This is a genomic window from Amycolatopsis sp. NPDC102522 (genome assembly GCF_055584485.1).
Window position 1 is genome coordinate 270,604 of sequence record NZ_JBVJLY010000009.1, and the last position, 14,158, is coordinate 284,761.

The 14,158-nt window shown below is 68.9% G+C and carries 10 protein-coding genes, 2 tRNA genes and 1 pseudogene; 6 read left to right on the forward strand and 7 right to left on the reverse strand.

What is annotated here, in order from left to right:
• Nucleotides 1-214: 214 nt before the first annotated feature.
• Nucleotides 215-1,048 carry an SAM-dependent methyltransferase gene (locus ACZ6YV_RS22910; protein ID WP_465511553.1) on the reverse strand — a complete coding sequence of 278 codons (834 nt, stop codon included), beginning with the start codon at nt 1,046-1,048 and terminating at the stop codon, nt 215-217.
• Nucleotides 1,049-1,190: 142 nt separating this feature from the next.
• Nucleotides 1,191-2,288, reverse strand: a complete 1,098-nt coding sequence (locus ACZ6YV_RS22915; RefSeq protein ID WP_465511554.1) for a WD40/YVTN/BNR-like repeat-containing protein — start codon at nt 2,286-2,288, stop codon at nt 1,191-1,193.
• Nucleotides 2,289-2,432: 144 nt separating this feature from the next.
• Here ACZ6YV_RS22915 and ACZ6YV_RS22920 point away from each other — a divergent pair, with 144 nt between their 5' ends.
• Together ACZ6YV_RS22920 and ACZ6YV_RS22925 are read left to right on the forward strand one after the other, a co-directional pair.
• Nucleotides 2,433-3,752, forward strand: coding sequence for a serine/threonine-protein kinase (locus ACZ6YV_RS22920; protein ID WP_465511555.1), 1,320 nt, complete (start codon nt 2,433-2,435; stop codon nt 3,750-3,752).
• A 49-nt stretch (nt 3,753-3,801) separates the two neighbouring features.
• Nucleotides 3,802-4,188, forward strand: coding sequence for a hypothetical protein (locus tag ACZ6YV_RS22925; RefSeq protein ID WP_465511556.1), 387 nt, complete (start codon nt 3,802-3,804; stop codon nt 4,186-4,188).
• Here the strand turns inward: ACZ6YV_RS22925 and ACZ6YV_RS22930 are convergent.
• A complete protein-coding gene (locus ACZ6YV_RS22930) occupies nt 4,181-4,354 on the reverse strand; it encodes a hypothetical protein (RefSeq protein WP_465511557.1) in 174 nt (57 codons plus the stop codon). The two genes, ACZ6YV_RS22925 and ACZ6YV_RS22930, sit on opposite strands and share 8 nt — an antisense overlap.
• 68 nt (nt 4,355-4,422) lie before the next feature.
• On the reverse strand, nt 4,423-4,965 hold the full coding sequence (locus ACZ6YV_RS22935; protein WP_465511558.1) for a type 1 glutamine amidotransferase domain-containing protein: 543 nt from the start codon (nt 4,963-4,965) through the stop codon (nt 4,423-4,425).
• Between the two features lie 66 nt (nt 4,966-5,031).
• On the opposite strand from ACZ6YV_RS22935, the pseudogene ACZ6YV_RS22940 reads away from it, so the two are divergent.
• Nucleotides 5,032-5,136: pseudogene (locus ACZ6YV_RS22940) on the forward strand (DNA topoisomerase IB); the annotation flags it as partial.
• Between the two features lie 208 nt (nt 5,137-5,344).
• Nucleotides 5,345-5,707 (forward strand): hypothetical protein, encoded by a 363-nt coding sequence (locus ACZ6YV_RS22945; RefSeq protein WP_465511559.1) that lies wholly within the window; start codon nt 5,345-5,347, stop codon nt 5,705-5,707.
• Here the strand turns inward: ACZ6YV_RS22945 and ACZ6YV_RS22950 are convergent.
• Nucleotides 5,690-7,267, reverse strand: a complete 1,578-nt coding sequence (locus ACZ6YV_RS22950; protein ID WP_465511560.1) for a SpoIIE family protein phosphatase — start codon at nt 7,265-7,267, stop codon at nt 5,690-5,692. The genes ACZ6YV_RS22945 and ACZ6YV_RS22950 overlap by 18 nt on opposite strands.
• A 184-nt stretch (nt 7,268-7,451) precedes the next feature.
• Here ACZ6YV_RS22950 and ACZ6YV_RS22955 point away from each other — a divergent pair, with 184 nt between their 5' ends.
• Nucleotides 7,452-12,080, forward strand: a complete 4,629-nt coding sequence (locus ACZ6YV_RS22955; protein ID WP_465511561.1) for a HAMP domain-containing protein — start codon at nt 7,452-7,454, stop codon at nt 12,078-12,080.
• A 296-nt stretch (nt 12,081-12,376) separates the two neighbouring features.
• On the opposite strand, the gene ACZ6YV_RS22960 is transcribed toward ACZ6YV_RS22955, so the two are convergent.
• Nucleotides 12,377-12,450 (reverse strand) — tRNA-Gly (locus ACZ6YV_RS22960).
• Between the two features lie 84 nt (nt 12,451-12,534).
• On the opposite strand from ACZ6YV_RS22960, the gene ACZ6YV_RS22965 reads away from it, so the two are divergent.
• Nucleotides 12,535-12,608, forward strand: a tRNA-Pro gene (locus tag ACZ6YV_RS22965).
• A gap of 99 nt (nt 12,609-12,707) precedes the next feature.
• Here ACZ6YV_RS22965 and ACZ6YV_RS22970 read toward each other — a convergent pair.
• Nucleotides 12,708-14,156: a tyrosine-type recombinase/integrase gene (locus tag ACZ6YV_RS22970; protein WP_465511562.1), complete on the reverse strand. Its 1,449-nt coding sequence runs from the start codon at nt 14,154-14,156 to the stop codon at nt 12,708-12,710.
• Between the last annotated feature and the right edge of the window lie 2 nt (nt 14,157-14,158).

Genomic DNA, 14,158 nt, shown 5'->3' on the forward strand with positions numbered 1-14,158 from the left:
CGCGCGGTGGGGGGGGGGCGGGTGGGTGGGGGTGTGGTGTGGTTTTTGGGGTTCACACCCCCCCCCCCCCCCCCCCCCACCACCCCGACCCACTCGGTGCCGCCGCCCCGCCCTGCTTGAGGTACGCGAAGGTCGAGATTCCTCGGCTGAGCCGAGGGAAGGGGTCCTTCACACGCAGCTGGTGCGCTGCGGCGAACGTCGCGATACGAAGTCCCTAAGGCTTGACCGCGACCCCGCCCAGGCTCAGGTAGTTCAGCTGGGTCAGCGGCGCGAGACGCGGCCCTTCCGGCCACCATTCGTGCAGATGGACCACGCCGGGATCGAGGATCTCCAGCCCGTCGAACAGCGACTCGACCTCCTCGCGGCTGCGGTGCGCCGTGGGGTAACCGATGCCGGCCATCAGGCCGTCGAGCTTCCGCGCGAACGCGCCGCGCGGGCCTTCGCCGTCGGTGTAGTAGTGCGTGAGCAGCATGTACGACCCGGGGGCGAGCGCGTCGACATAGCCGCGGACGATGGCCCGCGCCTCGTCGAGGTCTTCGACGTGGTGCAGCACCGCGTTGAGGAGCACCGCGACCGGGCGGTCGAGTTCGAGATGCTCGGCGATCACCGGATCGCTCAGTGTCTGCTCGGGATCGCGCAGATCCGCGCCGCTGACGTGCACGAGGTGGTCTTCCAGCAACGCCAGTCCGTGCGCCTGGACCACCGGGTCGTCGTCGACGTAGATGACCAGTGCGTCGGGGTTGTACCGCTGCGCCGTCTGGTGGGTGTTCTCGACGTAGGGCATGCCGGAGCCCAGATCGAGGAACTGGCCGACCCCGCGGGTGCCGGCGAGGAACCGGACCACCCGGCTCGCCCAGGACCGGAATTCCTTGGCCACCGCGGCGCCGTCGGGGGCCACCTGGAGGAAGGCCTCGACGGCGAGCCTGTCGATCTCGTAGTGGTCGTGTCCGCCGAGGAGAGCGTCCTTCATCCGGGCGAGATTGGGCTTGTCGTAGTCGAGAGGTGGCAGCGGGCGCCTCGGCATCGACCGGACCTCGTCCGAAGTCATGGACACGCTCCACCCTTCAGCCGCATGTGGATCGTGACTGAACACGGTCCACGGCTCCCTCGACATCGACGGACAGTGCACAGGTTACGACACGGCGTGCGAGGAAGTGAACCTCCCCAAGGGCCTTGCCTACCTGCGGTGATCATTTGAAAACAAGTTCGCGCCACGTGCGGCCGCCGTCGACTGTGCGGTAGACGGCCGATCCCCCTGCGGCGTCGGGCAGTCCGTCGACCACCACTCCGGCCCGTTCGTCCGGGAAGTCCAGATCGTTGAGGCAGACCCCGCGGCCGCTGAGCTCCGTCGTCTTCCAGGTCACCCCGCCGTCGACGGTGCTGTGCAGGAATCCGGTGCCGCCGCCTTCCGCCGCGACGGTCGCCGCCGCGGGCGAAGCGGCGCTGAAACTCTGGTTGATCCCGAGGGTGGGCGCTTGCGCCGTTCCGGTGAACCGTCCGCCGAGTTTCGGCGCCCGCCACAGCCGCCGGACGGTCGCGCCCGGATGCGGTGTCCCCGGTCCCCCGCTGCACAGCGCCAGCACGCGGCCTTGCCGGATTCCGCTCAGCAGAGCCGAACTGTCCGCCGGGCAGGGCGGCGGCGCGGCGGTGAAGGTCAGCCCGTCGGACGACGTCCAGTACTTCTGGACGCGGTAGTCCGACCCCATCGACACCTGCACGCCGCCGCTGGTGGCGATGTCGCCGTAGGTCGCGGAGCCGGTGACGGTGAACCCCGGGACGGGCGTGAGGACCCGTGTCCCGGAAGGCCCGGCGTACAGCGTCGTCGTCGAGGGGCTGCCGAAACCGGTGACCATCGCGAACACCCGCGCGCCCGCTTCGGTGATTTTCGAAATATAGAACGGTTCCCGGACCCCGGCGAGCCGGACGCCGGACCAGGTGCCGCCGCCGTCGTGGCTGGCGAGCAACCGGTTGCCGTCGGAGAGGAAGACGTCGTGCTCGTCGATCATCGCGAGTTTGACCTGATTGTGGTTGTCCGGCAACGAGATCGGCGGGGCACCGACGAGCCGCCACCGCTTCCCGCCGTCGGCCGTCGACAGCAGGGACGCGCACCATCCCGGTTTCCCGCACGGTGAGAACCCGAGGACGAACCCGCGCAGCGGTCCGGTCCAGCTCGTCGAAGCGGGCGCGAAACCCTTGGGTACCAGCGAATCAGCGGCGGCCGGCGGAGTGCAGACAGCCAGGGCGGTCACTGAGGTGGCGGCGAGCGCGGCCCACCGGTTCGGCTTCATGACCACGAGACGTGCGGCCCTCGCGGGGGTTGCCCACCGTTCGGGGTGAACCCTCAGATCATCTCCGGTACGCTCTCAAACCTTGTTTCGCCCGGCGCCGGACCGGGTACTCGGCGTTCGGCCGGTGAGACGGAGGTAGCACCGATGGACGACGCGGATTCGCGCGCTGGCGGTGACGACGACGAGGAGCCCGATGCGGGGACCACCCAACGCCGCTTCAGCCTGAACGTCCACGACCCAGACCATCTGCCCCGCAAACTCGCCGGCCGGTACGAGATCGGGGACCTGCTCGGCCGCGGCGCCACCGCACGGGTCTTCCGAGCCCGTGACCTGCGCGAACGGCGCGAGGTCGCGCTGAAACTGTTCCACGCGGACACGATGACCCGGGACGAGCGCCGCCGGGAGCAGGAGATCCAGACCCTCAGCTCGGTCCGTCACCCCGGGCTCGTCCCGATGTACGACGCGGGCTCCGACGACGGCTACACCTACCTCACGATGCGCCTGGTCGAGGGCCCGAACCTGGCCCAGCGCCTGCGGTCCGGCCCGCTCTCCCAGGACGCCGTCGTCGATCTGGCCACCCGGCTGACCGACGCGCTCGCCCACGTCCACGCGCACGGCATCACCCACCGCGACCTGAAACCGGCGAACATCCTGATGGCCGACGACGGCCCGATGATCGGCGATTTCGGGGTGGCGCACGCCTTCGACGCGACCAGGGTGACCGAGACCGGCGGTGTCGTCGGCACGGCCGCGTACATGGCGCCCGAACAGGTCCGCGGCGAGAACGTCGGCCCGCCCGCCGACATCTACTCGCTCGGCCTGGTCCTGCTCGAATGCCTGTCCGGGGAACGGGAGTACACCGGGACGCCGGTCGAGGCCGCGGTCGGGCGGCTGCACCGGCCACCCCGGATCCCCTCCCGGCTTTCGGTGACCATGACGACGTTGCTGCGCGGGATGACCGCGCAGAAGCCCTCGCAACGCCCGACGGCGGCGGCGATCTCCCGGATCCTCTTGGAGGACTCCACCGGGACGAAGGTCGTGCGTCTCGGGCCGAGCACCCGCAAGCGGGCGGCCGTGGTCGCCGCCATCAGCGCGCCCGCCGCCGCGATCACCGTCGCCGTGCTGCTGACGGGCAGCCAGACAGCGACGAACCCGCCGGTCCAGCCGGGCGGGATGCTTCCTCCGGCGGCGACGGGAACTTCCGGCCCGGTGGCGAGCCAGGGAGCGCAGTCCCTGGACCCCGCCGAAACTTCCACCCGTGGTGCGGAAGAAACCCACGGCACCGTCGTGGTGACCGAAGTCGTGCCGGTCTCCGCGAACCCGCCTCCAGCCACCGAAGGCGTCGGCGTCACCTCGACACCGAGCGACACGACCGCGGCGGGCGGCGACCCGAGCACCTCGGCCAAACCGAGCAAGACGAAGACCAGGAGCAAGACGAAGACAAGGCCCCAGCCCCCTGGCTGAGCACCCGCTCGACCAGGCTGTCCACTGTGGACGATGATGGGAGACGGCGATGACCTATCTCAACGACCCGCGTGAACCGCAGGAAGAGATCGTCGAGCGGACGCCTGCCAGGATCCGCGTCGTGCGTGTGGTCAACGCCCTCGTCCACGCGGTGTGCTGGATCTTCGCGCTGGTGCTGCTCGTGCACATCCTGCTCGTGTTCGGGGAAGCCAACCCCGCCAACGGGTTCGCGCGGCTGATCGACCAGTGGTCACGCGGGGTCTCGCTCGGACTGCGCAACCTGTTCACCCCGGAGGGTCCCAAACTGCGCATCCTGTTCAACGACGGCCTCGCCGCCCTGCTGTGGCTGATCATCGGCGGCGTGGTGACCGACCTCGTCTCGCGGATCGGACTGCCAGGCCCGAAACGGGTCTGGTACCGCCGGCCGCTCAGCTGAGCGAACCCGGCTTCGCCTCCGGGACGTCCCCGGCCTGGGCCTGCTCTGCCTGGGCGTCGGCGACGTCCGGGGGCGCGGCCTCGGCGGACGGTTTCCGGTCCGGCTCCGGCTCGGTGTCGAAATGCTCACGGCACCACCGGCCGTAGCGTCTCGAATGCACGGTCATCGCGGCACCTCCTCCTCTGCCACCACGATCCCCCATTTTTGTGACGTGCGCCACTCGTTTATCCGGAGTCAGCGGGCGAATTCGGTCACGATCTCGGCGCAGAACGCGGGCAGGTCGCCGGGATTCCGGCTGGAGATCAAGCCGTTGTCGTTGACGACCTCCTGGTCGACGACGGTGCCGCCGGCGTTGCGGATATCGGTGCGCACACTGGGATACGACGTGAGCGTGCGGCCGCGGACGACGTCGGCCTCGATCAGCGTCCACGGTCCGTGGCAGATGACCCCGACCGGTTTGCCGCTGTTCACGAAGTCACGGACGAAGCGGACAGCGTTCTCGTCCACGCGAAGATTGTCCGGATTCATCGTGCCGCCGGGGAGTACGAGCGCGTCGAAGTCGTCGACCGTCACCTCCTTGACGACGCGGTCCACGGTGAACTTGTCCGCCTTGTCGATGTCGCCGTTCATGGCCTGGATCTCGCCGGATTCCAGCGAAACCAGCTCGGCCGTCGCCCCGGCATCGGTGACCGCTTCGCGCGGTTCGACCAGTTCGACCTGTTCCACGCCGTCCGCGGCGAGGATGGCCACGCGGCGTCCGTTCAGCGATGTCGTCATGGGTTTCCCTCCTGAAGTCTTCCTCGCCCCCGGACTACCCCGGGCCGAGCCCGCCGAACCATGGGCATGAACCGCGGGTCCCCCGGCATCCGGAGGCGGCGCAGAGGTCGTGGCTTCGGCTATCTGACCCCGGACGGCGGGCCGCTCAAGGACCGGGACACGATCGAGCGAATCGACGCGCTGGCGATCCCGCCCGCGTGGCGGCGCGTGTGGATCTCGGCGCGCGGCCTGAAGCGGGAACGTGTGCTCGCCGGCGCCTCGCGCATGATCGATCTGGGCGTCTCCGCACCGGTGGAGAGAGTTACGCCGACGAGCACGGCACCCACGGTGTGGCGACACCGCTGTGCGAGCACGTCGAACTCCGCGACGAGTGCCTGGTGTGCGACTACCCCGCGAAACACGGGTTCCAGCGCGAGGTCCGGCTGCCGCGCGTCCGCTCGCGTACCGCGACGGCGGCGACTGGCACGAGGTCAGGGCCGACGACATCAACGAACGACTCCGGGAACTCGTGGGCGAGGGCATGAAACGGACCGAGAAGGCCGTGATGGCAGAGGTCGCCGAAGGCTTGGGCAACACTCCCGCCGTCGCACGCCGGTCCTATGTGGACCCTCGCGTGATCACGGCGTACCACGAGGACCGGACCATCGCGCGTGCGACGAGGAGAGCGGGGAAGGCGGCCGATCCGAACGAGGCCCGCGACATCGTGGAGCGGGCTGTGGTGCGGCTACCGAACGGGGCGTGAGGCTTCGATGGCGAGGACGGCGATGTCGTCGTGCGTCCCGCTGCCGAGCCACTCCCGGACCGCGGAGCGGACCCTCCCGACGACCTCGCGGCCGGACAGCCCCCGGCAGCCGGTCAGCAGTTCGCGCAGCCGTTCGTCCCCGAACAGGTCCGACGTGCGCTCGTGGTGGCGCGCTTCGGTGATCCCGTCGGTGTAGAGCAGGCAGATGTCGCCCTCGGCGAGCCGGATGGCCGTCTCGGCGAACCGGGCCTGCGGCGAGATCCCGACCAGCGTGCCGGGCAGGGTGATCTCGTCGACCCCGCCGTGGCGGCGCACCACCAGCGGCGCGGGATGCCCGCCGGAGGCCAAGGTGACACCGAGGCCGTCTTCGCCCGCCAGCACCGAACCGAGCACCAGCGTGGCGAACCGGCCGCTGCCGCCGGTGATCAGCAGGGAGTTGAGCAGGCTCAACAAGGTCGTGTTGTCGTGCTCGACGAGATCGAGCGCGGCGAGGGTCTGCCGGACCCGGCCGGTGAGCGCGGCCGCCTCGGCGCCCTTTCCGCAGACGTCGCCGAGGACGAACATCGCGCCGCCGTCGTCCCGCGGCAGGACGTCGTAGAAGTCGCCGCCGACGTCGAGCAGCCCGCTCGACGGCTCGTACCAGACGTCGAACTTGACGCCGGGCACCTCCGGCGGAGGCGTCGGGCGCAGCGTGGTCTCCAGGCCGCGGGTGGCCTCTTCCTGGCGGGCGTAGCGATGCGCGTTCGCCAGCGCTGTCCCGGCCGCGCGGGCGAACGCGGTCACCGCGCGCGGGTGGTCTTCGCCGAACGAGGGCGCGCCGCGCCTGCCGAGGACGACCGCCCCGGTGACGCCGGTGCCGGTGTCGGAGCCCAGCGAGACCACGGTGACCGACGGATGGACGGCGAGCCGCTCCGCGACGACGGCGGGCAGCGTCGCGACCTCTTCCTCGGGGACCGCCTTGGCTTCGGGTTCCTCGGTGGAGGCGAAGGTGCCGGCGAGCACCGGCGCCAGCTGGGCCGGGACGCGGCGGATCCGGCCGTGCCCGTGGTTGGTGCGGTGGTCGCAGCTCCACCACTCCCACCGGCCGCGAGTGGTCGGCAGGAGGACGAACACGCAGTCGCCGAGTTCGGCCGCGGCGAGTTCGGCGATCACCTTCGCCGTCCCGTGCCGTCCCCGGGCAGAGGCCAGCCGCGGCCCTGAGGAGGCGAGGAAGCCGTCCACGCGCGGACCGTCGGCCGCGACCGCGGAGGTCACCGTCCAGGCGTGCCAGCCGCCGGGCAGCGTCCGGATCCGCGCGGGGAACCGGCGTCCGGTGTGCTCGACGTGGCCGACGTCGGGGCCTTCGGCTGTCAGCACCGGTCGGCCGCCGCCGAACAGCTCACGGGCGGCGGGATTAGACCAGCGCAGGGCGCCGTCGACATCCTGCACGAGCACCGCGTCACGCACGTCTTCGAGCAGCTCGCGCCAGAATCTCCCGGATTCGGGCAGCGCGCCCTCGCTGGCACCTGCCGACGGCTCCGAGGGGAGCGACGTCGAGGCCGGGGCCGGCCGTGACACCATTCCCGGACCTCCTCCTGCCTGGCGGGTAGCGCAGTGTGAGCGGGCGGACTGGCTCGAAGTGTAGGTCGAATCATGGCACGCTGATGCGACGACCATGGCTTGGCATGCGTGGTGGAGAGGGTCGACACAGATGACACAGCACTCCCAAAGGCATCGGACCCCCGTGGAAGGTGGTGGCGGCCAGGTGGACGAAGCGACCCTGGAACGCCTGCTCTCGGCGGCTCGTGACCTCGGGGACGGCAACTTCCGGCGACGGTTCGTGGCGCACGGCGACGGGCTCGCGGCCCAGCTCGCGGGCGCCTTCAACGACATCGCCGAACGCAACCAGCGGCTGGTGACCGAACTCCTGCGCGTCCGCGAGGCGGTCGGCAAGGAAGGCAGGCTGACCGAGCGCGTCGCGGCCGAGATCGGCCCCGGCGGCTGGGCCACCGCGGTCGACGTCGTCAACGGGCTGATCGAGGACGTGAGCAGGCCCACGGCCGAGCTCAACCGGGTCCTCGTCGCGGTCGCCGAGGGTGACCTGTCCGAGCCGATGCCCCTGGAGGTCGGCGGGCGGCCGCTGCAGGGCCAGTTCGCCGAGGTCGCGAAGACGGTCAACGGCCTGATCAAGCAGCTTTCACGGTTCGCGACCGAAGTCACCAGAGTGGCTCGCGAGATCGCCACCGAAGGACGGCTCGGCGGGCAGGCCGAAGTCCCGGGTGTGGCGGGCACCTGGCGTGACCTCACCGACAACGTCAACGTGATGGCCAGCAACCTGACCGACCAGGTGCGCAACATCGCCCAGGTCACCACCGCCGTGGCGCGGGGCGACCTGACCCAGAAGATCAATGTCGACGCGCGCGGCGAGATCCTGGAGCTCAAGAACACCGTCAACATCATGGTCGACCAGCTGTCGGCGTTCGCCGACGAAGTCACCCGTGTCTCGCGGGAGGTCGGCAGCGAAGGACGTCTCGGCGGGCAGGCGCAGGTCCCCGGCGCGGCGGGCACGTGGCGTGACCTCACCGACTCGGTGAACCTGATGGCGGACAACCTGACCGACCAGGTGCGGAACATCGCCCAGGTGGCCACCGCGGTGGCGAAGGGCGATCTCTCGCAGAAGATCAACGTCGACGCCAAGGGCGAGATCCTCGAACTCAAGAACACACTGAACACCATGGTGGATCAGCTCTCGTCCTTCGCGGATGAAGTCACCCGGGTGGCGCGGGAGGTCGGCAGCGAAGGACGTCTCGGCGGCCAGGCGACCGTGCCGGGCGTGGCGGGCACCTGGCGCGGCCTCACCGACTCGGTGAACCAGATGGCGGACAACCTGACCGACCAGGTCCGCAACATCGCCCAGGTCACCACCGCGGTGGCCAAGGGCGACCTGACGCAGAAGATCACGGTCGACGCGCGCGGCGAGATCCTCGAACTGAAGACGACCGTCAACACGATGGTCGACCAGCTGTCCTCGTTCGCCGACGAGGTGACGCGGGTGGCGCGCGAGGTCGGCACCGAAGGTCAGCTCGGCGGGCAGGCGCAGGTACCGGGTGTCGCCGGGACCTGGCGCGACCTCACCGGGTCGGTCAACTTCATGGCGAACAACCTCACCGCGCAGGTCCGCAACATCGCCCAGGTGGCGACGGCGGTGGCGAAGGGCGACCTGTCGCAGAAGATCGCCGTCGACGCCAAGGGCGAGATCCTCGAACTGAAGAACACGCTGAACACCATGGTGGATCAGCTGTCGGCGTTCGCGGACGAGGTCACCCGTGTCGCCCGCGAGGTCGGCAGCGACGGGCGTCTCGGCGGCCAGGCGGCCGTGCCCGGCGTGGCCGGGACGTGGAAGGACCTGACCGACAACGTCAACTTCATGGCGAAGAACCTGACCGACCAGGTCCGCAACATCGCCCAGGTCACCACCGCCGTGGCGAAGGGCGACCTGACGCAGAAGATCATCGTCGACGCGCGCGGCGAGATCCTGGAGCTCAAGAACACCGTCAACATCATGGTCGACCAGCTCTCGGCGTTCGCCGACGAAGTCACCCGGGTGTCCCGGGAGGTCGGTACCGAAGGCAAGCTCGGCGGCCAGGCGCAGGTGCGCGGCGTCGCCGGGACCTGGAAGGACCTCACCGACAACGTCAACGTCATGGCCACCAACCTCACCGACCAGGTGCGGAGCATCGCCACGGTGACCACGGCGGTGGCGAACGGCGACCTGTCGAAGAAGATCGCGATCGACGCCCAGGGCGAGGTCGCCGTCCTCGCCGAGACGATCAACAGCATGGTCGAGACGCTGCGCGCGTTCGCCGACGAGGTCACGAGGGTGGCGCGCGAGGTCGGCACCGAGGGCATCCTCGGCGGCCAGGCCCGCGTGCCGAACGTGGCGGGCACGTGGAAGGCGTTGACGGACAACGTGAACGTCATGGCCGACAACCTGACCGGCCAGGTCCGCAGCATCGCGACGGTGACCACCGCGGTGGCGCAGGGCGATCTGTCGAAGAAGATCGACATCGACGCGCGCGGCGAGATCCTCGAACTCAAGACGACCATAAACACGATGGTCGACCAGCTTTCGGCGTTCGCCTCCGAAGTCACCCGTGTCGCCCGCGAGGTCGGCACGGACGGCACGCTCGGCGGCCAGGCGGAGGTGCCCGGCGTCGCCGGCACGTGGTCGCGGCTGACCGAGAGCGTGAACCAGCTGGCCGGGAACCTGACCACCCAGGTGCGGGCGATCGCGCAGGTGGCGACAGCGGTGACCGCGGGCGATCTGACCCGGCACATCACCGTCGACGCGTCCGGGGAGGTGGCCGAACTCAAGGACAACATCAACCAGATGATCGCGAACCTGAAGGAGACCACCCGCGCGAACCGCGAGCAGGACTGGCTCAAGACCAACCTCGCCCGGCTGTCCGCGCTCATGCAGGGGCACCGCGATCTCGCGTCGGTGGCGTCGCTGATCCTGTCCGAGCTGACCCCGCTGGTGTCCGCGCAGCAGGGCGCGTTCTTCCTCGCCCGCGAGGACGAGCAAGAGGAAACGGTCCTGGAGAGCATCGCCACCTACGGGCTGGCGAAGTCACAGGCAGGCCTGCGGTTCTCCCCCGGCGAGTCGCTCATCGGGCAGGCCGCGGTCGACCGGCGCACGATACTGGTCCACGAAGCTCCGCCGGAGTACGCGCTCATCTCCTCGGGGCTGGGTTCGGCCGCCCCGGTCAACGTGATCGTGCTGCCGGTGCTGTTCCAGGGCGAGGTGCTCGGGGTGCTGGAACTGGCGACGATCAACGCCTTCAGCACCGTCCACATCGACCTGCTGGAGCAGCTGAAGGAGACCATCGCGGTCAACGTCAGCACCATCCAGTCGAACTCGCGCACCGAGGCGCTGCTGACCGAATCCCAGCGCCTGGCGCAGGAACTGCGCGCGCGGTCCGAGCAGTTGCAGGCGCAGCAACGGGAACTGCGCCGGTCCAACACGGATCTGGCGGAGAAGGCGGCCCTGCTGGCGCAACAGAACCGCGACATCGAGGTCAAGAACAGCGAGATCGAGCAGGCGCGCCAAGAACTCGAAGAGCGCGCCGGGCAGCTGACCATGGCGTCGCAGTACAAATCCGAGTTCATGGCGAACATGTCGCACGAGCTGCGGACCCCGCTCAACAGCGCGCTGATCCTCGCGAAACTGCTGTCGGAGAACCCGGACGGGAACCTTTCGGGCAAGCAGATCCAGTTCGCGCGGACGATCTATTCGGCGGGCAGCGACCTGCAACAGCTGATCAACGACATCCTCGACATGGCCAAGGTCGAGGCGGGACACCTGGATCTGCAGATGTCCGACGTCACGCTGCCCGAACTGGTCGAGTACGTCGAATCGATCTGCCGTCCGCTCACTTCGGACAAGGGCCTGGAGTTCGCCGTCCTGATCGACCCGCCGGTGCCGTCGTCGATCCACACCGACGAGCACCGCGTGCAGCAGGTGCTGCGGAACCTGCTGTCCAACGCGGCGAAGTTCACCGACGAGGGCGGCGTGCGCCTGCACATCCGGATGGCAGACCCGGGCGAGGTCGAAGCCGACTCGCTCCGCCAGGCCCCCGGCGTCCTCGCGTTCGCCGTCGAGGACACCGGGATCGGCATCGCGCCGGACAAACTCGCGATCATCTTCGACGCGTTCCGCCAGGCCGACGGCACCACCAGCCGCAAGTACGGCGGGACCGGGCTGGGCCTGTCGATCAGCCAGCAGCTGACGGAACTGCTCGGCGGCGAACTGCGCGTCCGCAGCGATCCCGGCAAGGGCAGCACGTTCACCCTGTACCTGCCGGTGAGCGCGTCGAACCTGATCGTCCCGACCACGCAGGCGAGCGGTGTCCCGCTGATCATGGCCGTCCCGCAGGTGATCCCGGTGACCCCGTCGCTGCGGTTCCACGGCGAGAAGATCCTGATCGTCGACGACGACCTGCGCAACGTCTTCGCGCTGGCCGCCGTGCTGGAGCGCAACGGCCTGGAGGTCATCTACGCCGAGACCGGCGTCGCGGGCATCCGGGCGCTGGAACGGCACGAGGACACCGCGCTGGTGCTGATGGACGTGATGATGCCCGAACTGGACGGCAACGCCACGATCACCGCGATCCGCGCCGAAGCCGCGCACGAGGACCTGCCCGTGATCGCTGTCACCGCGAAGGCGACCGCGGAGGACAAGGCGCGGACCCTGGCTTCGGGGGCGGACGACTACGTGACGAAGCCTGTGGACACGGACAGACTGCTGGACCTGATCGCGGCCCACCTGGAGGCGGATGCCGCCTCCAGCGGCCTCTCGCAGGCCGTGACGCCCACGGACAGCTCCACCGACTGAAGCAGCGGTGAGCTGTTGGTCCGGCGCCCTGGTCGCTTGAAGTACGTGAAGGCCCCCTTCATTGCGCTAGGCGCAATGAAGGGGGCCTTCACGTACTTGTCGGTTGCTGAGGCTGAAGGTGCTGATCCGGGCGAGTGAGGGGAACTTTGATGCCCTGGGTTCGACTCACCCACTGTAGGTACCCACTCACGACCCACGACGGAGTTGGCCAGGCGGCCTTCAAGACACTCCAGCTTCCGGTCTCGGAAATGAAAGAACCCGCAGGCCAGAGTGCCTGCGGGTCTCGTTCGAAGCGGTGGAGCGGGTGACGGGAATCGAACCCGCGTAGCTAGTTTGGAAGACTAGGGCTCTACCATTGAGCTACACCCGCGTGCCCCCGAAGTACCGGGTGCGAAAACAGCTTAGCGTGACCCGCTAGGCTGTGCGCACACCCCCCGGAAGATCGGGGTTGTCACGGGATGTGGCGCAGCTTGGTAGCGCATCCGCTTTGGGAGCGGAGGGTCGCAGGTTCAAATCCTGTCATCCCGACTTCGGTCAACACAGTCACCAGCGAAAACGGCGGGACCAGCTCAAATGAGCCAGTCCCGCCGTCTCAGTTTCCGTCTCAGTACAAGGCGTTATACGTGTTCAGCTCACCACTCGAAGCGCGGGCGGATCCTCGTCGTCGGGGGTATCTGACGCCTTGGCGGCGTCGAGCAGGCGCTGAAGCTGATTGATCAGTGAAGCGTCGGTGGACGGTGGCGGGCTCTGCGGCCTTGCCGTGTCGCCCCACAGGAAGTCACCAACCTGTCCGGCGATCTCGGAGACGACCTCGTCAGGCACGTGCACGTAGCGTTTCGCCACTGCTGCGTCTCCCCAGCCCATAATCTCCATGATCGCGGGCAGCGGGACTTTGAGGACCAGCAGCATGGTGGCTGCGGTATGCCGCGCGTCGTGCAGCCGGGCGTCGCGCACCTCCGCCTCGGCCAGCAACGCCTTCCATTCGTCGTGGTCGGCGCGAGGATCGAGCGGGCGGCCGGTCGGCTGAGCGAACACCCAGCCGCTCTCCTGCCACTCGGTACCGGCGAACTCCCGCTCCTCGTCCTGTGCGGCCCTATGCGCGCGCAGCAGCTCCAGCAGCGGTTTGGGGATACCGACCGTGCGGCGTCCGGCCTTCGATTTCACGTCGACTTCGCGGAGACCTCCGCCATGACGCTTCGGGCACGAACTCGCGTGCCGCGCACAGTCTTCCGGGCACACCGGCGGACACTTCGCGTGTCTGGTGCACACGTCGGGGCAGGGCTTGACCTTGTGGAGCCGTTCGCCGCATCGGTGAGGATCATCGCATCCGTGCTTCCACTTGTGCCGTTGAAGCTGGCGGGGTGTCCGCAGCAGACCGGCGTCGAGGTCAATTCGTGACCACTTCAGGCCGAGCGCCTCGCCCCGGCGAAGGCCGAGCGCGAGGGCGATCACGAACCGCGCTCCATTACGCCGACCGCGGGCCGCGGCCAGGACCCGCTTCGCCTCAACCGCAGTCAGCGGGACGATCTCGTCCTCGTCGAGGCGGGGCGACTTCGCCAGCTTCGCCGGATTCGTGTCCAGCCGACCGCGCTCCAGGGCGACATTGAACGCCGTCTTCGCGGTGCGGTGCACCTGGTGCACCGTTCCGGGCTTCGCGCCGCGGTCGGCCAACTTCACGTACAGCTTTTCGAGGTGTTCAGGCTCCAGCTTGCGGAGCCGATGTGCGCCAAGCCCGGGAATGAGATGTTTGTAGACCGCTGTTCGATAGCCAGCCAGCGTGTTCTCGCGAACGGATGGCGCTGCGATCGTCTCGACCCAATGGGTCAGCCACTTTTCGACGGTCCAGGTCTGCGATCCAGCTTTGGGCGCCTTGCCGCTGTCGCGTAGGCGCTCCAGTTCGCGGACCTTGCTGACTACCTCAGTCTCAGTCGCCCGCTCGACGTGTCGCCGGTCCGGCTTTCCGTTATCGAGCACACCCATGGTGACGCGACCATGCCATTTTCCATCCTTTCCCAGGTAGATGCTGCTGGCACCATTAGGTGCACGTGTGCCCTCCAGTCGCTTCTTGCGCGGCATGA

Bases quoted from the DNA above. Each gene is read 5' to 3' on its own strand.
- ACZ6YV_RS22930 (WP_465511557.1), bottom strand. From the start codon at position 4,354: ATGACCGTGCATTCGAGACGCTACGGCCGGTGGTGCCGTGAGCATTTC.
- ACZ6YV_RS22970 (WP_465511562.1), bottom strand. From the start codon at position 14,156: ATGCCGCGCAAGAAGCGACTGGAGGGCACACGTGCACCTAATGGTGCC.
- ACZ6YV_RS22920 (WP_465511555.1), top strand. From the start codon at position 2,433: ATGGACGACGCGGATTCGCGCGCTGGCGGTGACGACGACGAGGAGCCC.
- ACZ6YV_RS22935 (WP_465511558.1), bottom strand. From the start codon at position 4,965: ATGACGACATCGCTGAACGGACGCCGCGTGGCCATCCTCGCCGCGGAC.
- ACZ6YV_RS22915 (WP_465511554.1), bottom strand. From the start codon at position 2,288: ATGAAGCCGAACCGGTGGGCCGCGCTCGCCGCCACCTCAGTGACCGCC.
- ACZ6YV_RS22925 (WP_465511556.1), top strand. From the start codon at position 3,802: ATGACCTATCTCAACGACCCGCGTGAACCGCAGGAAGAGATCGTCGAG.
- ACZ6YV_RS22910 (WP_465511553.1), bottom strand. From the start codon at position 1,048: ATGACTTCGGACGAGGTCCGGTCGATGCCGAGGCGCCCGCTGCCACCT.
- ACZ6YV_RS22950 (WP_465511560.1), bottom strand. From the start codon at position 7,267: ATGGTGTCACGGCCGGCCCCGGCCTCGACGTCGCTCCCCTCGGAGCCG.